The organism is Kitasatospora sp. NPDC022785 (assembly GCF_055561295.1).
On the sequence record NZ_JBVHHB010000009.1, the window covers coordinates 96,076 to 120,611 of the forward strand.

At 70.8% G+C, this 24,536-nt stretch carries 25 protein-coding genes and 1 pseudogene; 11 read left to right on the plus strand and 15 right to left on the minus strand.

The window, feature by feature from the left end; translation table 11 throughout:
- Window positions 1–385 precede the first annotated feature (385 nt).
- Entirely contained in the window at window positions 386–949 is a 564-nt protein-coding gene (locus tag ACZ3YO_RS16890) for a dihydrofolate reductase family protein (protein ID WP_465569774.1), read from the minus strand.
- Between the two features lie 331 nt (window positions 950–1,280).
- Here ACZ3YO_RS16890 and ACZ3YO_RS16895 point away from each other — a divergent pair, with 331 nt between their 5' ends.
- On the plus strand, window positions 1,281–1,742 hold the full coding sequence (locus tag ACZ3YO_RS16895; protein ID WP_465569775.1) for a pyridoxamine 5'-phosphate oxidase family protein: 462 nt from the start codon (window positions 1,281–1,283) through the stop codon (window positions 1,740–1,742).
- A gap of 378 nt (window positions 1,743–2,120) precedes the next feature.
- Here the strand turns inward: ACZ3YO_RS16895 and ACZ3YO_RS16900 are convergent, their stop codons facing one another.
- A complete protein-coding gene (locus ACZ3YO_RS16900) occupies window positions 2,121–2,753 on the minus strand; it encodes a mycothiol-dependent nitroreductase Rv2466c family protein (RefSeq protein ID WP_465569777.1) in 633 nt (210 codons plus the stop codon).
- 779 nt (window positions 2,754–3,532) lie between these two features.
- Between ACZ3YO_RS16900 and ACZ3YO_RS16905 the strand changes: the two genes are divergently transcribed.
- The 4 genes from ACZ3YO_RS16905 (at window position 3,533) to ACZ3YO_RS16920 (ending at window position 6,713) form a co-directional block, all read left to right on the plus strand.
- Window positions 3,533–3,667, plus strand: a complete 135-nt coding sequence (locus ACZ3YO_RS16905) for a hypothetical protein (protein WP_465569778.1) — start codon at window positions 3,533–3,535, stop codon at window positions 3,665–3,667.
- Window positions 3,664–4,527, plus strand: coding sequence for a hypothetical protein (locus ACZ3YO_RS16910; protein WP_465569780.1), 864 nt, complete (start codon window positions 3,664–3,666; stop codon window positions 4,525–4,527). The genes ACZ3YO_RS16905 and ACZ3YO_RS16910 overlap by 4 nt, the downstream gene beginning before the upstream one ends.
- 567 nt (window positions 4,528–5,094) lie before the next feature.
- Complete coding sequence (locus ACZ3YO_RS16915; protein ID WP_465569781.1) at window positions 5,095–5,868, plus strand: dienelactone hydrolase family protein; 774 nt, start codon at window positions 5,095–5,097, stop codon at window positions 5,866–5,868.
- A gap of 554 nt (window positions 5,869–6,422) precedes the next feature.
- Complete coding sequence (locus ACZ3YO_RS16920) at window positions 6,423–6,713, plus strand: DUF3303 family protein (protein WP_465569782.1); 291 nt, start codon at window positions 6,423–6,425, stop codon at window positions 6,711–6,713.
- Window positions 6,714–7,366: 653 nt separating this feature from the next.
- On the opposite strand, the gene ACZ3YO_RS16925 is transcribed toward ACZ3YO_RS16920, so the two are convergent.
- Window positions 7,367–9,547 (minus strand): glycoside hydrolase domain-containing protein, encoded by a 2,181-nt coding sequence (locus tag ACZ3YO_RS16925; protein ID WP_465569784.1) that lies wholly within the window; start codon window positions 9,545–9,547, stop codon window positions 7,367–7,369.
- A gap of 763 nt (window positions 9,548–10,310) precedes the next feature.
- Here ACZ3YO_RS16925 and ACZ3YO_RS16930 point away from each other — a divergent pair.
- Together ACZ3YO_RS16930 and ACZ3YO_RS16935 are read left to right on the plus strand one after the other, a co-directional pair.
- Entirely contained in the window at window positions 10,311–10,829 is a 519-nt protein-coding gene (locus tag ACZ3YO_RS16930) for a hypothetical protein (RefSeq protein WP_465550728.1), read from the plus strand.
- Window positions 10,830–11,081: 252 nt separating this feature from the next.
- Window positions 11,082–11,540: pseudogene (locus ACZ3YO_RS16935) on the plus strand (RNA-guided endonuclease InsQ/TnpB family protein); the annotation flags it as partial.
- A 16-nt stretch (window positions 11,541–11,556) separates the two neighbouring features.
- Here the strand turns inward: ACZ3YO_RS16935 and ACZ3YO_RS16940 are convergent.
- The 9 genes from ACZ3YO_RS16940 to ACZ3YO_RS16980 all read right to left on the minus strand — a co-directional run bounded on the left by ACZ3YO_RS16940 (window position 11,557) and on the right by ACZ3YO_RS16980 (window position 18,257).
- Window positions 11,557–12,408, minus strand: coding sequence for an IS5 family transposase (locus ACZ3YO_RS16940; protein ID WP_465570125.1), 852 nt, complete (start codon window positions 12,406–12,408; stop codon window positions 11,557–11,559).
- Between the two features lie 699 nt (window positions 12,409–13,107).
- Window positions 13,108–13,344, minus strand: a complete 237-nt coding sequence (locus ACZ3YO_RS16945) for a hypothetical protein (RefSeq protein ID WP_465569786.1) — start codon at window positions 13,342–13,344, stop codon at window positions 13,108–13,110.
- Complete coding sequence (locus ACZ3YO_RS16950) at window positions 13,296–13,532, minus strand: hypothetical protein (RefSeq protein WP_465569788.1); 237 nt, start codon at window positions 13,530–13,532, stop codon at window positions 13,296–13,298. Before ACZ3YO_RS16950 ends, ACZ3YO_RS16945 begins: the two co-directional genes overlap by 49 nt.
- Window positions 13,529–13,717 (minus strand): tyrosine-type recombinase/integrase, encoded by a 189-nt coding sequence (locus ACZ3YO_RS16955; protein WP_465569789.1) that lies wholly within the window; start codon window positions 13,715–13,717, stop codon window positions 13,529–13,531. Before ACZ3YO_RS16955 ends, ACZ3YO_RS16950 begins: the two co-directional genes overlap by 4 nt.
- A gap of 71 nt (window positions 13,718–13,788) precedes the next feature.
- Window positions 13,789–14,670 (minus strand): phenylalanine 4-monooxygenase, encoded by an 882-nt coding sequence (locus ACZ3YO_RS16960; RefSeq protein WP_465569790.1) that lies wholly within the window; start codon window positions 14,668–14,670, stop codon window positions 13,789–13,791.
- Between the two features lie 195 nt (window positions 14,671–14,865).
- Window positions 14,866–15,492, minus strand: coding sequence for a DUF6000 family protein (locus tag ACZ3YO_RS16965; protein WP_465569791.1), 627 nt, complete (start codon window positions 15,490–15,492; stop codon window positions 14,866–14,868).
- 57 nt (window positions 15,493–15,549) lie between these two features.
- Window positions 15,550–16,089 carry a transposase gene (locus ACZ3YO_RS16970; protein WP_465569793.1) on the minus strand — a complete coding sequence of 180 codons (540 nt, stop codon included), beginning with the start codon at window positions 16,087–16,089 and terminating at the stop codon, window positions 15,550–15,552.
- A gap of 630 nt (window positions 16,090–16,719) precedes the next feature.
- Window positions 16,720–17,364 carry a dihydrofolate reductase family protein gene (locus ACZ3YO_RS16975; RefSeq protein WP_465569795.1) on the minus strand — a complete coding sequence of 215 codons (645 nt, stop codon included), beginning with the start codon at window positions 17,362–17,364 and terminating at the stop codon, window positions 16,720–16,722.
- A gap of 563 nt (window positions 17,365–17,927) precedes the next feature.
- The gene (locus ACZ3YO_RS16980) at window positions 17,928–18,257 is read right to left on the minus strand and encodes a hypothetical protein (protein ID WP_465569797.1); all 330 of its coding nucleotides are present in this window, start codon (window positions 18,255–18,257) and stop codon (window positions 17,928–17,930) included.
- A gap of 307 nt (window positions 18,258–18,564) precedes the next feature.
- On the opposite strand from ACZ3YO_RS16980, the gene ACZ3YO_RS16985 reads away from it, so the two are divergent.
- Window positions 18,565–19,074, plus strand: a complete 510-nt coding sequence (locus ACZ3YO_RS16985; RefSeq protein WP_465550758.1) for a transglycosylase SLT domain-containing protein — start codon at window positions 18,565–18,567, stop codon at window positions 19,072–19,074.
- Between the two features lie 329 nt (window positions 19,075–19,403).
- Here ACZ3YO_RS16985 and ku read toward each other — a convergent pair whose 3' ends face one another.
- From ku to ACZ3YO_RS17000, 3 genes are all read right to left on the minus strand, one after another.
- The gene (ku, locus tag ACZ3YO_RS16990; protein WP_465569799.1) at window positions 19,404–20,486 is read right to left on the minus strand and encodes a non-homologous end joining protein Ku; all 1,083 of its coding nucleotides are present in this window, start codon (window positions 20,484–20,486) and stop codon (window positions 19,404–19,406) included.
- Between the two features lie 280 nt (window positions 20,487–20,766).
- Window positions 20,767–21,174 (minus strand): hypothetical protein, encoded by a 408-nt coding sequence (locus ACZ3YO_RS16995; protein ID WP_465569800.1) that lies wholly within the window; start codon window positions 21,172–21,174, stop codon window positions 20,767–20,769.
- Window positions 21,175–21,264: 90 nt separating this feature from the next.
- Entirely contained in the window at window positions 21,265–21,825 is a 561-nt protein-coding gene (locus ACZ3YO_RS17000) for a TetR family transcriptional regulator (protein WP_465569802.1), read from the minus strand.
- Between the two features lies 1 nt (window position 21,826).
- Between ACZ3YO_RS17000 and ACZ3YO_RS17005 the strand changes: the two genes are divergently transcribed.
- The 3 genes from ACZ3YO_RS17005 (at window position 21,827) to ACZ3YO_RS17015 (ending at window position 24,506) form a co-directional block, all read left to right on the plus strand.
- Window positions 21,827–22,888 (plus strand): patatin-like phospholipase family protein, encoded by a 1,062-nt coding sequence (locus tag ACZ3YO_RS17005; RefSeq protein WP_465569804.1) that lies wholly within the window; start codon window positions 21,827–21,829, stop codon window positions 22,886–22,888.
- Window positions 22,889–23,125: 237 nt separating this feature from the next.
- A complete protein-coding gene (locus ACZ3YO_RS17010; RefSeq protein ID WP_465569806.1) occupies window positions 23,126–23,989 on the plus strand; it encodes an LLM class flavin-dependent oxidoreductase in 864 nt (287 codons plus the stop codon).
- Between the two features lie 202 nt (window positions 23,990–24,191).
- Window positions 24,192–24,506, plus strand: coding sequence for a hypothetical protein (locus ACZ3YO_RS17015; protein ID WP_465550770.1), 315 nt, complete (start codon window positions 24,192–24,194; stop codon window positions 24,504–24,506).
- The last annotated feature ends 30 nt before the right edge of the window (window positions 24,507–24,536 follow it).

The following is a 24,536-nucleotide window of genomic DNA, read 5'->3' on the forward strand; positions in this document are numbered from 1 at the left end:
TGCCCGTGATGGGCGACGGGATCGATCCCGGTCGCCGTCCATGCGCAGGGAGAGTTCCTCCGGCGTGATGCCACGAGCGAGGACGATGCTGTGATGCCAGTGATCGCGATCCACCAGCCACTGAATACCGTCACCCACGACACAGCCCCTTCCCCCGAGCGCAGGTGATGATCTCCGCGCATCCACGTGGCCACCCTGGACGGCGGCACTGACGTCTTCTCAGCGACGATCAATTCCAGATTCGGTTGAGGACGAGGGCAGCCCTGGCGATGTCGCCGATTCGGCTCGGGCTGAGGGCGATGTGTTGCAAGGTGCGCCAGCGCTGCTTGAGTTCGGCGGCAGCGTGTTCTCCGAGGGCGCGGACGCCTCTGATCAGGTTGTTCGGCTAACGCGCCACACGGTAGCGGAGGTAGACGACTTTCGAGCTGAAGGTGCGGGTCTCGACGAGTTCGAGATCCACCCGGCGCTCGCGCCGGGGAAAGAACGGAATGCCACCACCGACCAGCACCGGGTAGACGATGGCCCGGTACTCGTCGATCAGATCCGACGCAGCCGCCTCGGCGGCGAGAGTCGCGCCGCCGATCGCGATGTCGCCCTCCCTCGGCTCGGCTCGCAACCGCTCGATCTCCTCCGCCAGGCCGCCGGAGGCCAGGCGGGCATGGCCCTGCACCGCCGACAGCGTGGTCGAGAACACCACCTTCGGGAGCGGCTTCCAGAGTGAGGTCCACTCGCGCATCGAGTCGTCGAGCGATGGATCCTGGTCGGCGGTCTCCCAGTACAGCATCGTCTCGTACAGCCGTCGTCCCAGCAGGTGGACGCCGACCTCCCGAATCTCGTCGATCCAGAAGCGAAAGACCTCCTCGTCCGGCGCCGTCCAGTCGAAGCCGCCGTCCGGCCCGACGATGTAGCCGTCAAGTGAGACGCCCATCGAATAGGTCACGCTGCGCATCAGAAGTCCTCCTCGGTAACGGGTTCGACTGTACGACCGCCGGACGCCGCAGGCTCATCGCGGCTCGCGGGACCTCCTGGGCCGAGTCACCTCACGAGATCATTTCGTTGAGAAAACCTCACTGACCAGCCATCTCGCGGCCCGGTGAGGGGAGCGAACGGTCGAACGTCGTTGCGACTGGTCACACTTCTCCACGTTGTTGCACGGGACCGGGCCGACCCTTCGATGAGAGGCCGTACCCCAGGGCGGCGGGCTGAGTGGCTTGTCGGTCGCTGGGAGTAGGACCAACGCCTCATGTGAGCTTCCGAACCGCTGAATAGCATCGGCGATCATGAAGACCACGGGAATCGCTCGTCGTGATGTGGCGGAGCGCAGGCGCGACACTCTTGGACGGCTCTCTGAAGAACGGGACATATGGGTGTCGACGGGCCATCCGGATCACGGCCCGCATCAAGTGCCGCTGTGGTTCTGGTGGGACGGACAGGCCGTGTGGATGTGCACCGGCGAGACCTCCGCGACTGCGCGTAACGTGCGAACCGAGCCCCGCGTGCGCCTGGCGCTGCCGGACACCTTCGATGTGGTGCTCCTGCAGGGGGAGGCAAAGTGCTTCTCGGACCGGGTCGTGCCGGACGACGCCGCGGATGCGTTCGCCGGAAAGTTCGGATGGGACCCACGTACGGAGGAAGGGCCTTTTCTGTACATACGCGTGGCGCCAAAGTCGGTGCTGGCCTGGCGTGGTGAGCCGGAGCTGCGCGGCAGAGTCCTCATGCGCGAGGGAGCGTGGCTGGAGTAGTGACCACCCGGCAGGCCGGGATCCGCTCGCCCGGCGGACGCCGGGCCTGCGCCCGCCGGGCGGCACTCGGTCCGCCAGGACGGATCAGACGGTCAGCCTCCTCAGTCTGACGGGTGCCCGACCCGGTGACTGTCGCGCGCCCAGGCGGTGGTGACGACGGTGGTGCCGGCGCCTGCGGCGGCGTGCCGCGCGAGGACGCCGCCGGCCAGAAGGGAATCGTCGTCCGGGTGGCCGAAGACCCCGAGAAGAGACGGCAGGGGTGCGGGACGGGGAGGAATCACCGAATCGGTGCCTTCCAGGGCTCGACAAGGAGGTGACCGGGACGCGGAGCCCCGGCCGCCGCTTCGACAGCCGGGTTGCCGAGCCCGTGGTGACCACTCACTCGAACGACGGCTTGCGATCCCGGGTCCGCTTGAGCTCGAAGAAGCCGTCCGTGCCGGCAACCATGACCAAGCCGTCCCAGAGCCGTCCGGCCGCTTCGCCACGGGGCGCCGGCGTGATCACGGGACCGAACAGGGCCGTGCCCCCGATGCGGAGGACAGGCGTTCCGACGTCGAGGCCGACCTCGTCGAACGCCTCGTGGTGCGAGTCCTTGATGAGCTGGTCGAAGTCCGTGCTCATGGCGGCCGCGGCCAGCGAATCGGGCAGGCCCACCTCCGCGAGGGCCTCGGGGACGACGGTCGGATCGTCGCGACGTCGGTGGTGGTGAAACCGGGTGCCGATCGCGGTGTACAGCGGTCCGAGGATGCGGCGGCCACTGTGTTCGGCGGCCGCCGCGCAGACCCGCACCGGCCCCCACGCCCTCGTCATCAGCTCCCGGTAGTCCTCGCTGAGTCCCTTGCCCTGGCGCTGGTCGAGGTTCAGGTAGGCCAGCGACATGATTCGCCAATCGGCGCGTACCGGCCGGACCTGCTCGACCTCCAGGAGCCAGCGCGAGGTGATCCACGCCCAGGGGCACAGCGGGTCGAACCAGAACGGAACGTCCACGCGGTCCGGCAGTTCGTTGATCATCAGATGAGCACCGTCCTTCCTCAGGTTCGCTGTTGCTTCCCCGCCCCGGGGCTGGATGTCGAACAAGCCGCCATGGACTGGCATGGACCCCCTTGCGGTCGCTGCCGGTCGGTGACGGCGAGCCGGATGTTCCGGGCAACGGCTCGATCGGCCCCCACAGCACGGCGGCGATGAGAGCGGAGCGGGTGATGCGCATGGAATCCTCCGGGTTCATTGCGTAGTGGAGCGTATACGCAATGCAATCAGAGGCCACTGACAATCGCGCCTGACCCTGCTCCATGGCAACCGTAAGGAGCCATCCGATCTGGCCGCACGTCACCTGGAGTGGCCGGGCGTGCGTCCCGCCGCGGGGGCGCGCCCGCCCCATCTCGAGTCCGTCAACAGGCCCGGCGTTCACGGCTGAGGCCATGCGGGGGATGCGCCCCTGTCGCATAGGGTGTCATGGCCATCCGGACCCCGGCGCAGGTGTACGGTGGCGCAAACAACTGCGCAGGGTGATCGCATCGTCACCAGTACGGGGGAAGCAGCTGTACCAGCGGGTCTTCCGGTTGCACAGGCAGCGTGTGACAAGCTGCGCGCGCCGGCCCGGCCGGCCCCGGTCGCGGGCCGGATCGGCCTGGGCGCCGTGGCGGGGCGCGAGCTCCGTGCGAGTCGTGCGGTGCCGTGGTGGATCGTCAACCTCGCCGCGGTCATGGGCTTCAGGTGGTTCACCATCTGGTTCCTGCCGGCCGGGAGAACCACCTGGACCGTCGTGCGGGTGGACCGAGACGGCGCGGCTGGTGGCCATCGGGCAGCTGCTCACCGACCTGGTGATCCTCGGCCTGGCCGTCAAGGTCGTCGTGGGCGCGGCCCCGCGCGGCACGCAGTGCAAGGCGAGCCCGGGCAGCACCCGGGCTGGGGGTGAAGAACGATGAGCCGGTCCCGCAGACCGAAGCCGCTGACGCCCACGTCGCACCGGCGCGGCCGGCAGCCGCGAACCGGCGCCCCGGCGACCTTCGTCGACCATGTGCGCCCGGACGGAGTCGTGGTCCGGTGGGAGTCGCGGCGCCACCGCAAGCACCAGAAGCCCGCCGCCGGACCGACCTGGTGGGCGCCCAACGCCCGCGGCTGGTGGATCGCGGTGCTGTTCGCCATCGGGTCGCTGCTGTTCGCCGTCGGCTCGGTGCCCGGCTACACCGGCGCGGTCGGAGCCCGGTGGGACACCGTCACGTACTTCATCGGGTCGCTGTTCTTCACCGCGGCATCGTTCCTGTCCTACCGCGAAGCGGTCGATGCAGCCCCGAAGGCGCAGAACCCCGGGCACCGGCGGTTCTTCGTCTTCCAGCCGCGGCGGATCGACTGGTGGGCCACCGCGGTCCAGCTGGCCGGCACCTTGTACTTCAACGTCAGCACCGGAGTCGCCGTGGCGAATCATCTGTCCGCGGCCACCGCCCACCAGCACGTCTGGCGGCCCGACGCGATCGGCTCGGTGTGCTTCCTGGTCTCGAGCTGCCTCGCCTGGTACGAGACCTGCCACCGCTGGGCGGCCTGGCGGCCGAGATCCTTGTCCTGGTGGATCACGCTGGCCAACCTGATCGGGTCCGTCGCCTTCGGTGTCTCCGCCGTCGCCGGGTACATCGACCCGGTCACCGGCCAGGTGCACAACGCCACGGGGGCCAACACCACGACCCTGATCGGTTCGATCTGCTTCTTCGTGGGCGCTGTCCTCCTGCTGCCCGAACGCACCGAGGAGGCCGGTAGCCGAGTGACCTCGCCAACGGGCGGTGGCACCTGACAGCGTGTATCGCGGCATCGGCTCGCTCGGGCCCGATCTCTCCTCCCTGTTGCCCGACTTCGCGGACACCACCGGCTGCGTGATCCGCCCGATCGCGCGGACGCCAGGCCGTCTGCCCTCTTCGAACGGAGGCGGGGTTCGTGTGGCCGGGCGGTTGGCGGGAGCCGGCTGCCACGAGTCGGGCGGCACACGGTTCGGGACAGCGACCCGACCGGGGCCGGGTTTCGGAGTGCGGCGAGGATCGGGCAGCCGCAAGATCGGTGGTTCCGTCAGGGGCGGCGCGTCGACCGGGTACAGGGGCCGAGGTGTTGGCCGAGACCGTACCTGCGCACAGCGCGGTGGACTGGGGGAGCGCTGGCACCGCTCCTGTCCCGTGGGCTACGTTATGCGGTGATGACTACCGGGACTTCGTTGCGTCACACACGGATCGGTGACCCGGCGCTCCTTTGAGCGCCGTACGGGCCGGTGCCGGCCCGCTGTTGGATCGAGGATCCGGCGCTGCTGCGCGGGCTCCGCCTCCTGTCGTGTTGATCTCAGCTCGACACGTCAACCACGACAGGAGAACTCATGCCCACCAAGACGCTGCACATTCCCACCGCGGACGGCCAGGCCGACGCTTTCGCCGCCTTCCCCGACGGTGACGAGCGGCACCCGGGGGTGCTGATGTACCCGGACGGTTTCGGCATCCGGCCGGTGCTGCGGGAGATGGCCCGCGAACTGGCCGGGCACGGCTACTACGTGCTCGTCCCCAACCTCTTCTACCGCCACGGCCCGGCACCGGTGATCGAACTTCCCGCGCACATCGGCGAAGAGGCCAGGCCCGCGGTCTTCGCCCGGCTGATGCCCTTGATCGAGGCGCACACCGTCGAACGTGTCCTGAGCGACGCCGACGCCTACCTCAGGTTCCTCACCACCCAGCCCGAGGTCGGCGCCGGACCGGTCGGGGTGACCGGCTACTGCATAGGCGGCCTCCTGGCGATGCGCACCGCCGTGGCCCACCCCGGCCAGGTGGCCGCCGTTGCCGGATTCCACGGTCCCGTGGGCGTCGACGGGCCCGACAGCCTCTCCACGCTCACGGCCCAGGTCCACCTCGGCCACGCCGAAGGCGACATGACGCCCGAGGCCCTCGGCGAGCTCAACCGGGCCCTGGATGCCGCGGGTGTCGGCTACACCTCCGAGATCTACCCCGGCACCATCCACGGCTTCACCATGTCCGACACCGATGCCTTCAACCCCTCCGCACTGCAGCGTCATTGGGAGCGCCTGCTCCCCCTCCTCGACCGCACCCTGGACAACAGTGGATCTTCGCGACCGGGGAAGCGGTCGGAATCGCGAACCTGAGGAGGCGGGGGCCGTATCGCCGGGGGTGATGGTGACGCTGCCGGGGAACTCGGGGGACCTGCGGAGGTCCTCCATCCTCGGCAACCGCTGCGCTGATCACCACGATCGACCCGTCCCGACCCGTCCCGACCCGACCCGTCCCGACCCGTCCCGACCCGTCCCGACCCGTCCCGTCCCGACCCGTCCCGACCCGACCCGTCCCGACCCGACCCGTCCCGACCCGCGGACCGGGGAGGCGGACCGGGGAGGCGGGTGCGGGGACGGCGGGCACAGCGGGAACGGTCGGGCGGCGGCGCGGCGCCTGGGCCCGGGCATCCGCTCCCTCGCAGGTAAACGCCCGGACCCGCTCGGTGTTGTCGCGCCCGGTGTCGGACAGCTCAGCCGAGCCCGGTCGACCGGTGTGGGCATGGCCTGCGGCGTGCGGCCGAAGCACGGACGGGGGACGAGATGTTGCCGGCCTGGTCACCGGGGGAGAGGCTGAGCGGGCGTCACCAGGTGCCAGAGAGTGCGGTCGGCGCCGCGTCGATCGTGGTGCGCGGAAGGAGCGAGTCCACATGAGGGTCATGCTGAGAGCCCACTTCGACACCCAGGTCTCGAATGAGGCGATCAAGGACGGCACACTGCCGAAGATCATGGAATCGATGGTCGAGCGGCTCAAGCCCGAGGCGGCCTACTTCGGCCCCAGCGAGGGCGGGAGGTCCTGCACCCTCGTCTTCGACCTGCAGGACAGCTCACAGCTGCCCACGATCGCGGAGCCGCTCTTCCAGAAACTCGGCGCGAGGATCGAAATCCAGCCGGTGATGAACCCCGCAGACCTGCAGAAGGGTCTTGCGGCTCTGAAGTAGCAGAGCCGGAGCGCGAGGACCCGGCGCTCCCGCCCTGGGCGTGGCTGCGCGGGCGAGCCGGGTCCCGCGCCGCGGGAAGCCGACCGGAAGGCGCCGCTCCCGGCGAAGGAACCGCGTCTGCCGGCACGGGCGCAAGCCGCGGTGGTGCCTGGCCGCGGCCGGCCACCGCGAGGCCGCTGCGTTGCTCCCGGCCGGGGCGAGGCCGGCGGCGCTGCGCCCGGACCGGGAGGGCTGGTGTGCTGCGTTCTCCGAGCCCGCCCTGGACGTCGTCCACCCGCAAGCGTTCTCTCCGGGCTTTGGCCCGGCACTCGTCACCAAGACTCACTCGTCCCAGCGCCTGCTCGGTCGTGTGGGCGTCACCGCTGACCAGACGCCACAGCGTGCTCAGCAGGTGGATTCGGGCCGGAGGTGACAACTCACCTGCCAGTGCTGAGGGCTTTGTCCGAACGAGGCCCGGCCGTACAAGGCTCTCTTGCCCTTGCACGAGAGGCGGCGGCGGGTCCCTGGACCCCGCGGCCGGGCTGCCGAACACGCCCCCGGCCGGCCTGCCCCGGACAGGCCGGTGGAGGCCTCGGCGTGTGCCTTTCGCCGCCGGCGCCCCACCCCCTGGGAGGTGGCGGGGACGGGGCGCCGGGTGGTGGGGTGTGCCCGGGTCAGCTCCGGGTGACCACGAGCTGGCTGGAGCCGTCCGGCAGGCCGGCGATGGCGGCGCGCTGGGCCGGGAAGGTGCTCGCGCCGTACGGGCCCTGGACAGCGCCGAAGCCGGACCAGTTGCCGTTGCCGAAGCGGGTCTCGTGGTAGACGTTGCCGTCACCGCCGACCACTGCCACCTGGGACGAACCGTCCGGCAGGCCGGCGATGCCGACCGTCCGCGCGGCCATAGTGGGCGCGCCATTGCCGGGGAGCGCGGCGAAGCCCGACCAGCTGCCGTTGGCGAAGCGGGTCTGGTGGTACACGTTGCCGTCGGTGCCGATCGCCAGGACCTGGGAGGAGCCGTCCGGCAGTCCCGTGATGGCCACCCGCCCGGCCGCCATTCGCGGGCTGTTCACACCGGGGAGCGCGGCGAAGCCCGACCAGCTGCCGTTGGCGAAGCGGGTCTGGTGGTAGACGTTGCCGTCGTTGCCGATCGCCAGGACCTGGCTGGACCCGTCGGGCAGGCCGGCGATGGCGACGTCCCCGGCCGCCATGGTCGCGGTGCCGATCCCGGGGAGCGCCGCGAAGCCGGACCAGCTGCCGTTGGCGAAGCGGGTCTGGTGGTAGACGTTGCCGTCGTTGCCGATCGCCAGCACCTGTGAGGAGCCGTCCGGCAGACCCGCGATGCCGGCCCGGCGGGCCGCCATGGTGGGCGTGCCGATCCCGGGGAGCGCGGCGAAGCCGCTCCAGCCGCCGTTCGCGGCGCGGACCCCGTGGTAGAGCTGGCCGTCCAGGCCGATGCCCAGCTCCTGCGAGGAGCCTCCCGGCAGCCCGGCGACCGCGGCCTCCGAGCCGCGGAACACACCCGCCCCGCCCGCCAGCGGGCTGAAGCCGGGCCAGTTGCCCGAGCTCTGGCGCACGCCGAGGAAGAACCCGGAGGACTGCGACGGCGGGGCGCCGGTGAGCTGGATGTCGAGGTAGTCCTGGTCGATCCCTATGGTGAAGCCGCCCCAGGTCTCCGGGTCCTTCGGCGAGGCGTACTGGTGGGCGCGCTGGTGGTTGGACCAGTAGCCGGCCGGTATCGCCGGGTCGTTGGTGTCCTCCTGGCCGTTCCAGTTGGCGCTGAGGACGGCGTCGGGCATGGTGTAGGCGCTGTTGCCGGCGTTGGTGGCCAGGTCCTTCATGCCGGACGAGGAGCTGCTGTAGACGCCGGAGTTGTAGCCCAAGGCGTGCAACTCGTTGGTCCAGGCAGTGAGGAAGCCGAGCACGTTGCCCGAGTACTGCGCGACGTAGGCCTCCATGTCGTAATAGAGGATCGTGCCGGGGCCGAAGCCGAGGGCCTGGGCCTGGCTCACCGCGTCGTCGGCGGCGTTGGCGCCCTCGGTGGCGGGGGAGACGATCTTCGAGGCCTGCACGCCGACGTACAGCGGCATGAAGGCCCAGCCGCCGGCCTGCTGCTGCTGGACCCAGGAGGCCGTCAGGTTCGGCTGGGCGCAGGCCCGCTTGGCGCCTCCGATGTAGATGCCGACCGCCCGGTACGGGGAGGAGGTCATCCACGCGTTCATCGCTGCGCCGGAGGGCGCCGTACAGGCGTCGAACCCCTTGCCGGTGTAGTTCGTCGCCGACGCCGGTATCGACGCCGACACCGACGCCGCGGCCGGCGCGGCCATGGCCAGGTCGGACGGCGGGGCCGCGGCGATGGTGGACCGCGGTGCGACGGCCGTCCGGGGCGCCGCGGGTGCCGGCGCCGGCTGGTGCGCCGGCTCGGGGGTGAGCCCGGCGCCGGTGATGATCCGCCGCACCAGCGGCTGGTCCGTGTCGTACGTCCCGGTCACCGCGACGACACCGTCGTTCGCCAGGATCGTGTGCGCGACGGGGTTGGAGCCTTCCCGGTCCGGTACGGCCGCCGTGGCGGGCTCGACCAGCAGGGCCTCCGTGCGGCCGATCAACCGCGGCGGACAGACCTGCTGTTCGCCCGGATGCCCGAGGTACACCGCGTGCTGGTCGAAGCGGACACAGGCCTGCGGGTCCACAGCCAGATCCACCACCGGCCAGGCCGCCGGCACCTGGAAGACGTGGCCCTTGTACGTCACCGTCTTGGTGTCCGGACTTCCGGCGGGCGCGGCTTCGGCGGAGCCGGCGGCGGGCGCCGCCATGAGCACGGCCGCGGCGACGGCCGTGGCGCTCCGGAGCGCTGTCATACGGGACTTCACCCAGATCTCTCCTGACATGGCGAAGGCCGCGGCGCTGAGAGGTCGGCCGCGGCATCGGCGGCCACGATATCCACGCCCGCAACGGCCGACCGAGGCGGGCCCCTCCCGTCCGGCCTCGCGGCCCATCTCGGGGCCAGTGCGGATCACCCGGCCGTGGACGCGGCGGAGGTGGGCCAGGACCGAAGCCGGACCAGCTGCTCCTTGCCGAGCTCCGCCCGGTGGGCCTTCGAGCTGTCCGGCCAGGCCCCGGCGACAGCCCCTCGTCCGCTTTGCGCGCGGCACCTTGGTATGTCCCTCCCGCTCGACGAGCGCTGCTGCCGGTGCCGCTGGAGGCCGCCACCGGTGACGGTCTCCAGCGGCACCCGCGGACGGTTCGCCGCTGAACGACGTCTCCTGACAGTGCGCCAGGTAGGGACGAGCCGGACCGATCCAGCCCTGGCCGCAGCTCACGCCCCTCCACCCCGTGCTCGGCGAGCCGCGCGAGCCTAGCTTCGCCCGGCGGTTCTTCTGGATGTCCAGCCACACGCCGAGGCCCACCTGGACGACCTCGGCGCTCGTCTCGCCCCCCCCGGGGCCAGGAGCGTCTCCAACGGCTCCCTGTCCCGGCTGCCACGGGTGCGAGGGGGATCCACCGGGGTGATGCCGAACGAGCCGCCCGGACCCTGGCGCCGGCGGGCATCACGGCGAGTCCGTGTCGGTACGTCTGCGCGTTCTGCGGCCGGGGGCGGTCCCGCCCCGATACGCTGGATCGGTGAACCGCCTCCTGCCGTGGCCGCGCAGACACCCGGTCGGCCGGCCGGAATCGCGGACGGACTACGCAGGCGCGCTCTACGGCTCCCTCCTCGCCGCCTCCGTCATCGCCGCGGCGAGCGCGGTGGGCGACTTCCCCCGGCTCCAGCTCGTGGTGCTGCTCCTCGTGACCGGCCTGGTCTTCTGGGCGGCCCACGTCTACGCCCACCTTGCCGGCGAACGACAGGTCGGCCAGACGATCGGCTGGGCCGAAGCACGACAGGTCGGGCGGCACGAGTGGTCGATCGTCGAGGCGGCGGTGCTGCCCGCCGTGGCCGTGGGGCTGAGCCCCTTGCTGGGACTGGGGCTGAGCGGCACGGCGTGGCTCGCCCTCGCGGTCGCGGTGGCTCAGCAGGTGGCCTGGGCCTACCTCGGCGCCGTGCACGCCGGAGCGTCCCGTACCCAGGCCGGTGTCGAGGGGATGATCAACCTCGTCCTCGGTCTGGTCATCGTGGCGGCGAAGGCGGCCATCGGACACTGAGCGGGGCGAGGGGGGTGGGATCGCTTCGGTCGCGGACCAGCCGTCCCGGCTCGGTCTGGCCTGGACGGGTTTCTACCAGGACAGTCGGGGGTCCTGTAAGAAATCGGGGGACTGCGGGGCCAGCGACTCGAAGTGTGGCTCGTCGGTCCTGCACAGGTACCCCGGGCCCGGCTTGTACGTGTGGACACGCTGGACGTGTGCGATGGGTACCTCGACGAGCGCGCCGTCGTAGAACATCCACAGTCCGAAGCAGTGCACCGCAAGGTGCGCCGTCAACGGCTCGACCACGCCCACAAGACCGCCCTGGCCCTGGTCCGTGCACACGACGTCATCGCGCACGAAGACCTCAAGATCCGCAACATGGTCAAGGCCCCCGCGTCGAAGCCCGACCCCGGGCAGCCAGGCGCGTTCCTGCTCAACGGGGCTGCCGCGAAGGCCGGACTCAACCGCTCGATAGCGGATGCCGGATGGGGGGTGTTCCTCGCGATCCTCACCGGCAAGGCTGAAAGCGCCGGTCGGGAAGTGATCGCCGTGGACCCCCGCAACACCTCCCGGACCTGCCCCCGGTGCGGGCATGTCTCGGCGGAGAACCGGCCCACTCAGGACACCTTCCACTGCGTCGCCTGCGGCCACCGCGCGCACGCCGACACGGTGGGAGCCACCAACGTTCTACGGGCCGGGCTGGTCCGTCGCGAGGCCAACCCGGCTTAGGGCGTCCGCCAGTAGGTCATCGGATGCGGGGGCTTCGAGGCCGGGTGTCCCAGCGGTAGACAGCCCAGGCGCGGCGGATGAGGCGCCGGACGATGATGATTGCGCTGGCCAAGGCGGAGAAGAACTCGACGGCTGCCTTTCGCCGTTCGGTGCAGCGACGGAGCTTGCCAAAGTTGTTCATCCACGAGTTCGTGCGCTCTGCCACCCACCGGCCGCCGGTCTGGATCGGGGTCTTTGCGCCGCGCTCGGCGATGCTGGCAGTGATCTTCCTGTCTGCCAGGTCGTTGTGGACGATGCGGTAGTCGTAGCCGGCGTCCAGGCTCAGACGGGGCTGCTCGGGCAGTGGTCCCAGGGATGCCTCCAGGGCGGCAGGGCGGTCGAGGGTAGCGGGCAGCAGGGTGTGGTCGCGGGTGTTGGCGGGGGCTGGTTCGGTGACCAGCGGTATGCCGGATCCGTCGGTCAACTGCGAGCGTTTCAGGCCGAGTTTGGCCCGGTCAACTGGACTCTTGCCGGCGCATTCGCCGCCGGAGGGAGCCTTGGTGATGCAGCCGTCGGCGGACAGGTGCTCGAGTTCGAGGCCGATCATGCGGTCGTATGCGGCGAGCGCGAGCAGCCGCAGGTTCTCCATCACCCCGGCGGCGATCCACTCGTCCCGGCGCCTGCGCAGGGTGGTGGCTGAGCAGTGCTCGTCCGCGACGCGTTCGTAGCCGCAGCCGAAGACCAGGACCTGCACCAAGCGATCGAATACCACCGTGTCGCTGATCCGCGGGTTGTGACAGCCCAGCGGGTGCCGTTCTTCGCGAGTGGGCAGCAGAGCAAGGAACTGGTCGCGGATCGGGTCGAGAATGCATGATGGGACGGCAGGCACGGATCCCCCGGTGATCATGAAGCGTAGAGAACATCCCAATGCCGTTGTCAAGCCGCCGCCGTGACTGGTGGTGTCGCCTGGCCGGTCGCCGCCAGCCATGGCCGCGGAGGGGCCGTTGATCCACAAGCTGACGTTCGCCCCCTTGCGGAGCGCGGCAAGCAACTCGTTACGCATCGCGCCGTGAGCCAATTCGAGGACCTGGCTGTGAAGGCGTTCCTGGACGCACGGCTGCGTCGAGGACGCCTCTGCCTCCTGACGACATCGCCGGCACGACTGCAGGGCGTGGGGAACGAACAGATGCAGATAGCGAGTGGTATGCCGCGCCGAGATGCCGCACAACGTCCCCCGCCCACCCGCCGCGTGCTCGACACCGGGAACGCCGTTCACCTCGCAGGCACCGAATCGGGCCACTCCCGTGCTGTTGCAAACGACCAGTCATCGTTCGGGGCATCGATCACGCGGACGAGCATGCCACAGCCGCCCCTGGCCTGATCCTGGCCGCCGACATCACGAGTTCAACCTGAGTAACGAACCGACACAGAATCGGGCCTCGAAGTCAACCCCCGAAGGATTTCCGGAGCCGACCACTTAGCGAGAAGCCCCCGGATTCATCCGGGGGGAGGAGTCACGACCATCCGTTGTCGACGCGAGACGAACAACTGGGCAAGCAAACCGTCACTGACCGGCTGAATTGCGAGGTTACATTTCCTCGACGGGTTCGTTGAGGTCGGCCAGCAGCTTCTCGCTCCTCTGGCTGGTGCAGCGGTGCCGTTCGACCTCCCGGTCCCAGCCGCGCTCGGCCGCGTCCAGGGCGAGGGTCTGCTCGACTCGGCGACGTGCCCGTAGCCGTGGCGCGTAGTCGGGTGTCGTGACGAACTTGGCGCACGTCAGGTAGAGGTCGCACTCACAGGGCCCTCGGCGGGCAGCCGTAGGCATCGGCCGGGTTCGAGTTCGCTCTTGAAGAAGTCGGTCTTGAGCCAGTCGATCGAGGCGTCCGGCAGCGCGCCGGTCCTGAGCTCCTCGGCGGCCGGCCCCGCGATCGTCGCTCCGGGCCCGCGGACCGCGCGGTAGCCACGGAGTACTTCCTGGTCGCTGACCTGCGCGTAGGCGAGCGCCCTGCTCACGAGGTATGTCCGAGCACCTTCATGATGGTGTGCAACTTCGCACCGGGTTCAGCGAGTTGGGTCCCGACCGTGTGGCGGAGTCGGTGGGCGGAGACGGTGCCGCGTCCAGTGCCGCCGCGACCGCCCGGACGGACCAGTCCGGCAGCCTTGCAGGCGTCCTGGATCGGGGTCCAGTTGCTCAGCACTGCCTGCGTGTGACCGAGGGGACCGGAAGCCGCACGAGCGGCCGGCTCCGGAGCCCGCCAGCGGAAGCCCCCTACCGGCGGACACTCCTAGCGGTCCTCAGTCGGGCCCCGGTGTCGTCGTCGAAGTCCTCGCAGAACGCGGCGAGGGCATCGGTGAGGTGATCCATCGAGCGTGCGGCGAACAGGACGGGCTGGTACCCCTCGACCCGGTACGCGGTGCCTGCCATCGCGCGCAGGTCCCAGTCGCGGATCTCGCACCAGGGCAACCGGCGCAGCTCGCCGGGCGAGGAGAGCAGCGCCGCGCCGTACGCCTTGACCGCCCCGGACTCGGTGACCACGCCGCATTCGAGGGTGTACCAGTACACCCGGCTGAGCAGGCTGAGGGCTTCCTCGGTCCGCGCTTGTGCGGCTGCCCGGCCGACCAGGCGGTACAGCTCGGCGAACCGGGTCGAGGCCAGGTGGACGCCGTGGCCGAACACGTCGTGGATCACGTCGGGTTCGGGCGTGTACAGCGGAGCTGCGGGGTGCCGGACGAACTGCACCGCGTGGAAGTAGCCGTGCCGCAGCGCCCCCAGGAACCGCCGGTTCGGCACGAAGCCACCGGCCAGGGTGAAGTCGAATCCGGTCCGGGCCCGCAGGTGCGCCCCGACCTCGCCGTGCTGCGGGATGCGGTCCGCGGGGATGCACGCGTCCTCGCGGGCGGCCAGCACCGCCCGGCACGCGTGGGCCCGCAAGGCGGGCTCCAACGCCGCGTGGACCGTGCGCCACGTCGCGTGCTCCGCAGTGCGGTACGCGACCGACGGCGAAGGGTCGCCGACCCAGTGGCTGCGCGCCAGCGCGACGAGCGCGCCTCGCCGCGCCAGATAGCGGGGGTCACGCAGACCGGGGTGCAGAGCGACAGGAGCGAGCCTGCCGTCCGGCGTGACCGGGACCAGCTCCGATGCATCGCTCATGGCGTCTACCGTTCCCGGTGGGACCGTGAATCACCATCAACGACTCCACGGCACCCCCGGCTGGGCCGGAACGATGAGGCTTGCCCGAGGTCTGCGCCGTACCAGCGGGAAGGAGCTTTCTGCGTTTATCTGGACAACTTCGAGTTGTGCGGTGGTGCGTTCCTTCGATCAGGTGTCACCCTTCCGAGGACGACGTCATCGCTTCCTTGCCGCGCAGTGCTCGGAGCTCTCGTCAGCGAAGTCACAGAATTGGCTGATGATCTTGCGGCTGCTTTCCGGTGTGCCGTGGTGCTCCTTGCGGGGTGGTCCGTCGATCCACTGGTGCCAGAGACCGTCGGGGGCCAGGAACCGGGCTGCTCGATCGGCACCGAGCTTGGTGTCGAGGTGCAGGAGTGCGCCCATGGCGGCTGCCTGGTCATAGTAGAGGTCGGGGCGTCGCAGGTAGCGATCGAGGTAAGCGGTCAACAGACCCGCGTCGGCAGAGGTCCCGAAGGTAGCGAGAGCGACGCAGTAGGCGATGCCCGCGTAGCAGACCTCGCTGTCAAGCAGCAGTTCGCCGAGGTGTTCACGGAACTCGGTTCTGCGGGCGACGGCGATGAGCCAGGCTGCGGTCTTGCGCTCACGCCACCCGCCTTCGAGCAGGATGGTCAGTTCACGGGGCGTAATGTTGCCGGCGGCCTCGCCGAGCTCCCGTGTGACCTTGGCGCGTTCGCTGCCGGTCACGCGCAGAAGGCTGCCGCCGAGCCTGAGGTAGCGCCGATCGGGAGTGACATAGCGGCGGACCAGATCGGCCAGCTCGGGATCCTTGTGGGCGTAACGCATAGCCGCATCCTGTCCTGGGCGAAGCCGTCCCACCAGTGTATTTCTCGGCCGCACCCTTCAGCCGGAGTGTTGATCATGAGGTTCGCCGAGGTCGTCGAGGAGACTGGTGATGCGGTCAGCGACACGCTGGTGGCGGTCGATCTCCCGCTCCCAGCCTCGATCCCTCGCGTCGGTGATCAGTTGCCGTTCGGTGCAGAGGCGTTCACGCAGACGGTTGCGCCCCGGCACCTTCTTGGCCCCGTCGTACCCGCGTGAGGACGCCGGCACCGAGGCCGCCGCACGCAGGGACTGCGCGTCGATCACCGCGGCGGTCGGCTCCGGGCCGCGGCCGGCGTCCTCGCGCACCAGGCCCCGCAGCCGATCGTGCAACTCCGCCAGCAAGCCCCGCCCACGCCACCGCCTCGCGAAGGCGTAGACGCGGTCCCACGCGGGGAAGTCCGCCGGCATCGCCCGCCACTTGATCCCGTTGTCCACCAGGTACCGGACAGCGTCCAACATCTGCCGGTGGCAGTAGCCCTCCGGCTGCCCACCCCGCCCCTCCAGCCACGACGGGACCGGCAGCGCGTCCCTCACGATGGCCCACTCCGCGTCCGTCATGTCCGAGCCGTAGTGGCGCACACGGTCCGGACGGTCACCCGCATTCCCGAACCGGTGAGCGAGGCAATCACACGACCGGGTAACCGAGTTGGACGACATGGGCATGGGGGCGCAAGACTGCGACACAGGGCCTCCCGGCCGGCTCGTTCGGACTTCGACAATCCCGAGCTGGGCAGGAGGCCCTGCCTTCATGCGTGCCCTGAGGAAAAATCACTCAGCCGTGTGGCCACACTCGAACCGATGTTCACCATGATCGGTACGACAACGGCTTCTGACCCCAGCCCGCAGCAGGCCGACCGCTCCCATGTCCCTCATGTCGCTCACATAGCCGTATGCCCGTGGCCAGCACGGATCCGCTCCCGACCCCGGACGATGACGTGCCGAGCGTGGTGGAGACCTACGCGGTGCGCACTTCGTCCGTGGCGTACTCGCGGACCGGGCTGTCAGGGTGCAACCGGACGCCGGCCCTGGCTGCCCGGCTGTTGTCCGTACGGCGCGACGGGAGGAGCCCGTCGTAGGAGGCGGCGCGGGGCGGGGCGGGTGTCGGCGGGCAGGGCGGCGAGGACGTCCTCCGGTCCGAGGCCCGCTGCGCCCTGTCCGCCGGCGCGCGGGATCTACTGGGGGGCGGTTTCAGTCGTCGCGCCCGGTACCGCGATCGGGAGCGCTCATGTCGCCCGTCCCGGGCGTGCCCTCGGCGAGCCCGTAGCGCAGGTACACGGTGCCCTTCGGGCCGGCTGCCGGCGGTTCGAGGAGTGTGAGGTTCGTGGGCACCGCGCCACCGTCGAACACCTTCTTCCCGACGCCGAGCACGATCGGGTGCACCCAGAGGTCGAGACGGTCGAAGAGTTTCTCGCGCAGGAGGGTCTGCACCAGGTTGAGGCTCCCGACGACCTTCACGTGCTCGTGCCGGTCACGGATCTCGCGCACCGCGCCGGCCAGATCCGGGCCGAGCTGCGTGGACCCGGCCCACGAGAGGTCGGGCCTGCCGCGGGAGGCCACGTACTTCGGGACGCTGTTGAAGAGCGTGGCGATGGCCTTGTCCTCGCCGCCTTCCTGGTGTGGCCAGTAGGCGGCGAAGATGTCGTACGTCCGCCGGCCGAGCAGGAGGGCGTCCGTGCCCTCGTACGCGGCACCGATCTGTGCCCCGGCGACCTCGTCCAGCAGGGGCGCCTGCCAGCCGCCGAACGGGAACCCCACAGGGTCCTCGTCAGGGCCGCCGGGCGCCTGCCCGACGAGGTCGAGGGTTGCGAACAGCTCGATGTGGATGAGGCCCATGCCTTACTCCCGATTCCTCGAAGAGCACATGCCGACCGATCTCGAAGCGCGCAGCACGGTGCCCTGCCTACGCCATCAGGCCGGGGCGCTGCACCGGCACTCCCGCTCACGATAGATCACAGGCCGCGTCCGAGCAGGGTGGCCGGCCTGTGTCCGGCGTCGTGGCCAGGTCACCCGGTGCGGCGTCGACCAGGGCGATCTGGCGGGTGCCGGGCGACCTCCGGCTTCACAGCCTGGGCGGCATCGGACGGGAGCACCGCCGCGCGCCACAGGACGTGGCGCAGGGAGGAGCGACTGGGCTCGACGCCGCCGCATCGGCGCTCGGGACGGTCCGCTCGTGGGTGGGCGGCAAGGCCCGGGGCGCCGGCCGCCGCCCGGTGCCTCCAGTAGCCACCCTGACGGAGCAGAAGCGCGACGGCCACCTCGCCGACGCGCACCTCCCCGCCACCGGAGCCGGCCGTGTGCGGCCCCGGCTCCGGGCGGCAGCCCGGACGCCGGGTCGTGGAGGAGCGACTGTGCGTGGGGTGGGAACCGGTGTGCTGTCGGTGAAGGCCCCGAAGGTCTCACGGCAGGCGCTTGAAGCCCGCTGATCGGTCAAGGTGGAACGTGGGTCCCGGCTGGTCGGGTTCCCAGCCCAGGGATCGTGCGGAGCGGATACTCGCCGCGACCATTCCCGGCAGGACCGGCTCGGCCGGGGCATTGAGCCAGTTGCCTGGGTGAGACTGTCCAGTTCCGACCACAAGCACGGTGCCCGGACGGTCCGCAAGCTCGACCGCGAAGGTCAGGGGGCTCCAACAGAGCCCCTGGGAGTAGGTGGGTCTCCTGCGGACCCGCCATCGATAGGTCGCGCCATCCACGGTGATGCGTCGTGAGCCCTTCTTGACCAGCGCCATTCGGTCCTCCTCAGGTGGACCATATCGGGCCGTCTCGGCCCCTGCACCGCCCGGGTCCTGGGCGCCGACGCTGGTGCCGGTCGTCCCCAGTGAGGCCGTGGAGATGGACCCAGCTCGTCCCCGCCTGCCCGCCAGGACTGCGAGCCGGCGGGCGGCCTGGACGATCTCGCGGCTCAGCCGGCGGACATCCTCTCGGCATCGCCCGGACCGGCCGTCCATCACTCGTAGATCGCCTGTCTACGCACGCTGCATAGCGTCCTTTCCCACAGCCGGCCCGACCCGGGCCGTCGCCGAAGGGAGAACTCTCGTGCTGCGCAAGACCCGCGCCCTGCTGACCGGTTCAGTCGCCGTCCTGGCCCTCAGCCTCACCTCGACCTCCTTCACCGCCAACGCCGCCGGGGACCAGAGCGGCATTGACGCCTGCGCCCGCGAGGCCCAGTTGGCGGGCTTCGCGAAGGACAAGTCCGGCGAGGGCCGCAACGACGACGCGATCTACGCCGTGGCGATCGCCATGGCCGAGTCCGGCTGCGACCGCCTGGCCGTCCACACCAACCTCCCCACCGACCCCGACCCGGGCACCAAGGACCTCGGTGCCTGGCAGATCAACGAGCGTTGGTACCCCGAGGTGCACGGCCACGATGCCGGGATCGTCACCGCCGAGAACTGGCAGGACATGGGCTGGGCGGCCCGCAAGGCCTACGCGATCGACAACGACGGCACCGGCCGCGGCTGGGCCTCCTGGGCGGCCTGGCACCTGGGCACCTACCAGCAGTACCTCGGCCAGGCGCGCGACGCCGTCTACCGCGTCTGGCAGTGACGCCCCGCCTCGGGTGACCACCTCGAGTTCCCGCACCCGCCCGGCCGCCCCTGGTGCCCCCACCCGGCACCAGGGGCGGCCTGCGTCAACCGTCCCCGTTCCCGCACCCCGGCCCGTCGCCTTGGGTCACTGCTCCTCGCCGGCCACAAGACGTGGAAGGAGCGGCTGAAGCACGAGGTCGAGACGGCGAAGGCCGAGCGATCCGCGCGGACCGCCGGGGGAGCAAGGCAGCGCTCGACACACCTCCGGCTGGCTCAGTCCCGGTCGGAGTCACCCGGAGCGGGGACGGGCGGTGGGGCGGTCGAGGCCTTCCGCGGGGCCCTGTGCCGTCAGGAGGCGGCGCGACGGGGTCGGCCGGATTGTTCGAGGGCGTGCTGGAGTTCGTCGCGGGTCATGGTGGAGCGGTGGGGGACGTCGAGGTCGGCGGCTCGTTTGTAGAGCTCGGCCTTGGTGAGCTCGGAGAGCTGCTGCTTGCCGGTGGCGCTCGCGGGTTTCCTGCCCGCGGCCCGGCCGGCGGTCGACGCCTTGGCGGAGGTGCTCTTCTTGCCGCCGGCGGCCTTCGGGGACCGGGACGCGGCTGCGGGGGTCTTCCGGCCCGGGGACTTCTGCGTCCTCTCGGCAGGTTCGCCCTTGCGGGCGCTGTCGACGCTGCGGCGCAGGGCGTCCATCAGGTCGATGACGTTGGTGGCCTCGGGCGCGGGGCCGGTGGAGACGGCGATCTCGCGGCCGGCGAGCTTGTCCTCGATGAGGTGTTTGACCTGGTCCTCGTAGGTGTCGTGCCACTCGTCGGGGTTCCAGTCGACGGCGAGCATGCCGATGAGCTCCTCGGCGGTCCTCACCTCCTGCGCCGACAGCTTCACGTTCTCGGGGAGGTCGTCGATCTCGCGGCGGGGGTCGCGGACCTCGTCGGCGAAGTGCATGGTGTGCAGCTCCAGCAGGCCGCTCTCGGAGCGCACCGCGGTCAGGTACTCCTTGCCGCGCATCGCGAACATGGCCAGTCCGGCCTTGTTCGAGTGCTCCAGGGCCTCGACGAGGAGCGCGTAGATCTTTGCGTACTCCTGGCCCTTCGGGCCGAGGTAGTACGTCTTGTCGAAGAAGATCGGGTCGACCTGATCGAGGTCGACGAAGCCGCTGATGTCGATGGTGCGGGAGCGGCCGGGGGAGATCTGCTCAAGCTCGTCGGGCTCGACGACGACGTACTCGCCCTCGGCGACCGGGTAGCCCTTCACGATCTCGCCGAACTCGACCTCTTTGCCGGTGCGCTCGTTCACCCGCTTGTTGCGGACCCGGTCGGAGGTGCCGCGCTGCAGTTGGTGGAAGTGGACGTCGTGGGACTGCGTCGCGGTGTACAGGGCGACGGGCACGGTCACCAGCCCGAAGGTGAGCACCCCGGTCCACACGGGTCTGGCCATGACGACTCCTCCTTGCACCACGCCGGTGTCCGCCGCCGGTCGTGCGGGACGACGACGGGTCCACCGCCAGCGTCGCCGCCGGACGGCCGTCTCGCACGCGGTGCTGGGCCGACGGCGACCCCGCCGGCTTCGGCCCGGTCGGAAACACGACGGCGCCCACCTCGCACCTGGGCATGAGTTCACCGCCCAAACCCCGGCCGGGCTGTCATGACCGGGTGTGGTCAGTCGACCGCGTCGCGATGGACATCCGCACCCGCGGGGAACAGATCTCTGCGGGCCGTCAAGCCGCCGGTCGGCGGTCCTCGCCCGTGCGATGCCGGGCCGGTCGGGACGCGTCGGTGCGGCGTTGCCGGGCGCGTCTGAGGGCGAGGTGGGTCAGCCAGGCCATGCCCAGGGTGAACGGCGCGGCAGTGTCCTCGGGCGGGCCGGGGACGGCGGAGCAGACCACCATGAGGGCGAGCGGGATCCAGACCTGCAGCAGCGTGTGCCGGACCGCCGCCGTCCCCGGTGCGAGCCCGGCCAGGAAGGGGAGGAGGAGGCCGATCACGGCGCACGGAACGGTGAGGCCCAGGTGCTTCACCGCCTCGAACACCGTCCAGGCCGACAGGAGCAGGCCGAGCGCGCCCCAGGCGGACCGCACGGCCCGCGGCACCGGCCTGGTCCTGCCGCCGGCGGATTCGGGTGTCATGGTGTCAGGTGCTTTCCGGTCGGTGTCGTGCCAGGAGGTCGGTGCGGCGGCCGAGGGGGCCGCCCGCGCGGGCCCCGGTCTCTCGCGCGTTCACTGCTTGAGGAGTCCAGCGAAGCGGTCCAGCGCTTGGTCGGTGCGGTGGCGGTCGCCGGTGGTTGTGAGATCGAACAGCAGGCCCCGGACAACGGCCATGACCAGCGTGGGCGTGACGGTGTCGTCAGGACCGGTGGAGACGTCACGGAACGTGGCCCCGAGAGTGTCGAACCAGTCCGTGATCGCCTGGCCCCGGTCGGGGTAGTTCTCGGGGTGGGCCAGTCCCTCGGCGTGCACCTCGAAGAACAGCCGGACGAACGGCGCACGTTCGTCTGCGCTGATCCACGCCCAGATGCCGCGCAGTCGCTCCTGCACGCAGTCCGTGTCCGCCGGAAGGTGCTCGGCCAGGCGCACCGCGCCTCGGCGGCGGGCCTCGGCGAGGACCGCCGCGACCAACTCCTGTTTGCTGCCGAAGTCGTAGAGCAGCATCCGTGGGCTGGTGTCGAGGGCCGCGGCCAGGGGGCGCAGGCTCAGCCCGGCCAACCCGTGCGCCAGCACGTAGTCGGTCGCCCGCGCCAGTGTGCGCTCGCGGCGGGCGGGATCTGAAGGGCGCCCCACGGTGGATCTCCTCTCGGCAGCCCAGCAGCCCAGCAGCCCAGCAGCCCAGCAACTCGGCAACTCGGCGACTCAGCAACTCGGCAACTCGGCAACTCGGCAACTCGGCGACTCGGCAACTCGGCGACTCAGCAACTCGGCGACTCGGCAACTCGGAACCGAAACGGCGTCAGCAAATATATGGTACGACTGTTTCAACAACGAGGGGGAGACCATCATGCACACTTTCGACCGAGCACTCGTCCTGGGCCCCGGGGGTCACGTCGGCGCGGCCTGGATGGCCGGCCTGGCCCACGGGTTGCGCCGTGACGGTCTGGACCTGGGCGAAGCCGACCTGATCGTCGGCACGTCGGCCGGCGCGATCGTCGGAGCGCTGCTCGCCACCGGCCAGGACCCGGGGCGGCTCGAGACTCCGGCCCGCCGGCCCGCTCACCGGCTCACGGCGGACCCCGCGCGGATGGGCGCGGTGTTCGCCGTGCTCGGCGATCGCAGCCTGGAACCCGGTGAGGCGAGGCGTCGCGTCGGCCGGCTCGCGCTCGACAGCACGAACCCCCAGGCCGATGAGGCGCTGATCGCGGGCCGCGCCGCCCTGATCGGTGCACAGGCATGGCCGGAACGGCGACTGCTGATCACCGCCGTGGACGCAACCACCGGTGAGCCCGTGGTGTGGGACCGCGACAGCGGCGTGCCGTTGGTGCACGCGGTGGCGGCGAGCAGTGCCTTTCCCGGGGCCGCGCCGCCCGTTGCCATCGAAGGCCGGCGGTACATGGACGGTGCGCTGCGGTCGGGTACCAATGCCGATCTCGCCGCCGGAGCCCGCACGCTGGTCCTGGTCGAGCCGATGGCCCACATGTCTCCCCGCGAGCCACTCGACCAGCAGCTGGCGGCCGTGGGGGCGGACACCGTGGTGACCATCAGCCCCGATCCGGCCTCGGTGCGCGCCTTCGGCGTGGACATGGGCGACCCGGCAGCCTGGGGACCGGCCTACCGAGCGGGTCTTCGTCAGGCCGGCGACATCGACGCGCAACTCCGCTCCGCCTGGAGGACGGAAGCCGACGCGGACTGACCGCCGATCAGGTCGGTGATGCGTGGGCGGTGGCAGACCGGCGGACGAGCCGCCGCGCAGGCCGACCCCTGCGCCAGCACGGCGGCGCATTGGGCCGGCCGGCCTGCTTCTGGTGCTCGTCCATGCCCGGGCCGTTCCCGGGATCCTGATGCATCGTGCGCGGTCCGCGGCCTGCCGTGAAGCCGCCCGAAGCCGAATCCGGTTGCCGCGTCGTTTCCGGCTGTGCATCCTGCTGGGATGCGCTTCTCCATCAACATCCCGAACTTCGGTGACTTCGCCGACCCCCGAAACGTCGCGACCGTCGCGGTTGCCGCCGAACAGGCCGGCTGGGACGGGCTCTTCGTCTGGGACCACGTACTGCACCGGCAGCACCAGGGGCGGCCGTTCGGAGACCCCTGGATGCTGCTGACCGCAGCCGCGCTGGCGACCTCCCGGATCCGCTTGGGCACGCTACTGACGCCGGTCCCTCGTTACCGTCCGCAGCAACTGGCCCGCCAAGTGGCCACCCTGGACTGCCTCAGCGGCGGCCGGGTGACCTTCGCCGCGGGCCTGGGCGGTCCGATCGACGACGAGTACCGCAGCTTCGGCGACACCGCCGAGCCACATCTCCTCGCCGAGCGGCTGGACGAGGGACTGGAGCTGTTGCGGCGCTTCTGGTCCGGCGAGCCGGTGAACCACCACGGCCGGCACTACGAAGTCCGGGACGTGACGCTGCTGCCCGCCACCGTGCAGCGGCCCGGTCCGCCGGTGTGGATCGGCGGGTTCTGGCCGCGCCGCCCGCCCATGCGGCGGGCGGCGCGGTGGGACGGCGTGGTGCCGCTCTTCGAGACGGCCCGGCACGGGCATGTGCCCGATGTGGCGGAGGTGGAGGACCTGGTCGGCTATGTACGCAAACACCGCACGGCCGAGCCCGAGCGTCCCTTCGAGTTCGTGCTCGGCGGTGCCACGCCCCCGGACGCGGTGAAGGCCAAGGACGTGATCGGTCCGCTGTACGACGCCGGCGCCACCTGGTGGGACGAGCGGCAAGTCCAGACCGGCCCCGACCTGGACCGCCTCACACCGGTGCTGCGCCGCATCGAGGCGGGGCCGCCAGTGCTCTGATCAGCCACTCGAGGTCGTGCCGGACGTGTGACGAAGGGCCCGGCGAGCGGCACGGTTCGGCGAGGCACGGCCCGGCGGCGGCCACCGGTCAGCCACAGATCCACCACGCTGGACCTGTCACCGCCGGACCTGCCACCGCGCCCTTGGTGGGAATACCGCGTCTTCGAGGTTTGCGACGCCGGGCGCGGGTGACACGTAGGACATGGGTAGCTATGTGATCACCGTTCCCGGGACAGTCCAGCGACCGCTGGAGGAGTCGGCGCGCCGTACCGTGCTGGCCGTCGTGCACGGTGCGGATCCTGAGGAGGTCGGTGCGCAGGTCCCCGACCTCGACGTGCTGACCCTGGACGAGCCGGAGGGAACGTTCGTCCTGCGCCTGGAGGTCGAGGCCGCCGACCGCACCGCCGCCGGTGAAGCGGCGCTGGTCCTGGCCCGGCGGGCTTTCGCGGCGGCCGGGTACGAGGAGGATGCGGTGGGCATGGGCACTCCGGCGGTCACCGGCATCGACGTCGGCTGATCCACACCGTCATCCCGTCGTTCCACCGCC

Bases quoted from the DNA above. Each gene is read 5' to 3' on its own strand.
- ACZ3YO_RS16915 (WP_465569781.1), top strand. From the start codon at position 5,095: ATGCCCACCAAGACGCTGCACATTCCCACCGCGGACGGCCAGGCCGAC.
- ACZ3YO_RS16890 (WP_465569774.1), bottom strand. From the start codon at position 949: ATGCGCAGCGTGACCTATTCGATGGGCGTCTCACTTGACGGCTACATC.
- ACZ3YO_RS16995 (WP_465569800.1), bottom strand. From the start codon at position 21,174: ATGACACCCGAATCCGCCGGCGGCAGGACCAGGCCGGTGCCGCGGGCC.
- ACZ3YO_RS17010 (WP_465569806.1), top strand. From the start codon at position 23,126: ATGCGCTTCTCCATCAACATCCCGAACTTCGGTGACTTCGCCGACCCC.
- ku (WP_465569799.1), bottom strand. From the start codon at position 20,486: ATGGCCAGACCCGTGTGGACCGGGGTGCTCACCTTCGGGCTGGTGACC.
- ACZ3YO_RS16980 (WP_465569797.1), bottom strand. From the start codon at position 18,257: ATGGCGCTGGTCAAGAAGGGCTCACGACGCATCACCGTGGATGGCGCG.
- ACZ3YO_RS16945 (WP_465569786.1), bottom strand. From the start codon at position 13,344: ATGCCTACGGCTGCCCGCCGAGGGCCCTGTGAGTGCGACCTCTACCTG.
- ACZ3YO_RS16910 (WP_465569780.1), top strand. From the start codon at position 3,664: ATGAGCCGGTCCCGCAGACCGAAGCCGCTGACGCCCACGTCGCACCGG.
- ACZ3YO_RS16895 (WP_465569775.1), top strand. From the start codon at position 1,281: ATGAAGACCACGGGAATCGCTCGTCGTGATGTGGCGGAGCGCAGGCGC.
- ACZ3YO_RS16960 (WP_465569790.1), bottom strand. From the start codon at position 14,670: ATGAGCGATGCATCGGAGCTGGTCCCGGTCACGCCGGACGGCAGGCTC.
- ACZ3YO_RS16970 (WP_465569793.1), bottom strand. From the start codon at position 16,089: ATGACGGACGCGGAGTGGGCCATCGTGAGGGACGCGCTGCCGGTCCCG.
- ACZ3YO_RS17015 (WP_465550770.1), top strand. From the start codon at position 24,192: ATGGGTAGCTATGTGATCACCGTTCCCGGGACAGTCCAGCGACCGCTG.
- ACZ3YO_RS16975 (WP_465569795.1), bottom strand. From the start codon at position 17,364: ATGGGCCTCATCCACATCGAGCTGTTCGCAACCCTCGACCTCGTCGGG.
- ACZ3YO_RS16900 (WP_465569777.1), bottom strand. From the start codon at position 2,753: ATGATCAACGAACTGCCGGACCGCGTGGACGTTCCGTTCTGGTTCGAC.
- ACZ3YO_RS16965 (WP_465569791.1), bottom strand. From the start codon at position 15,492: ATGCGTTACGCCCACAAGGATCCCGAGCTGGCCGATCTGGTCCGCCGC.
- ACZ3YO_RS16920 (WP_465569782.1), top strand. From the start codon at position 6,423: ATGAGGGTCATGCTGAGAGCCCACTTCGACACCCAGGTCTCGAATGAG.
- ACZ3YO_RS16925 (WP_465569784.1), bottom strand. From the start codon at position 9,547: ATGACAGCGCTCCGGAGCGCCACGGCCGTCGCCGCGGCCGTGCTCATG.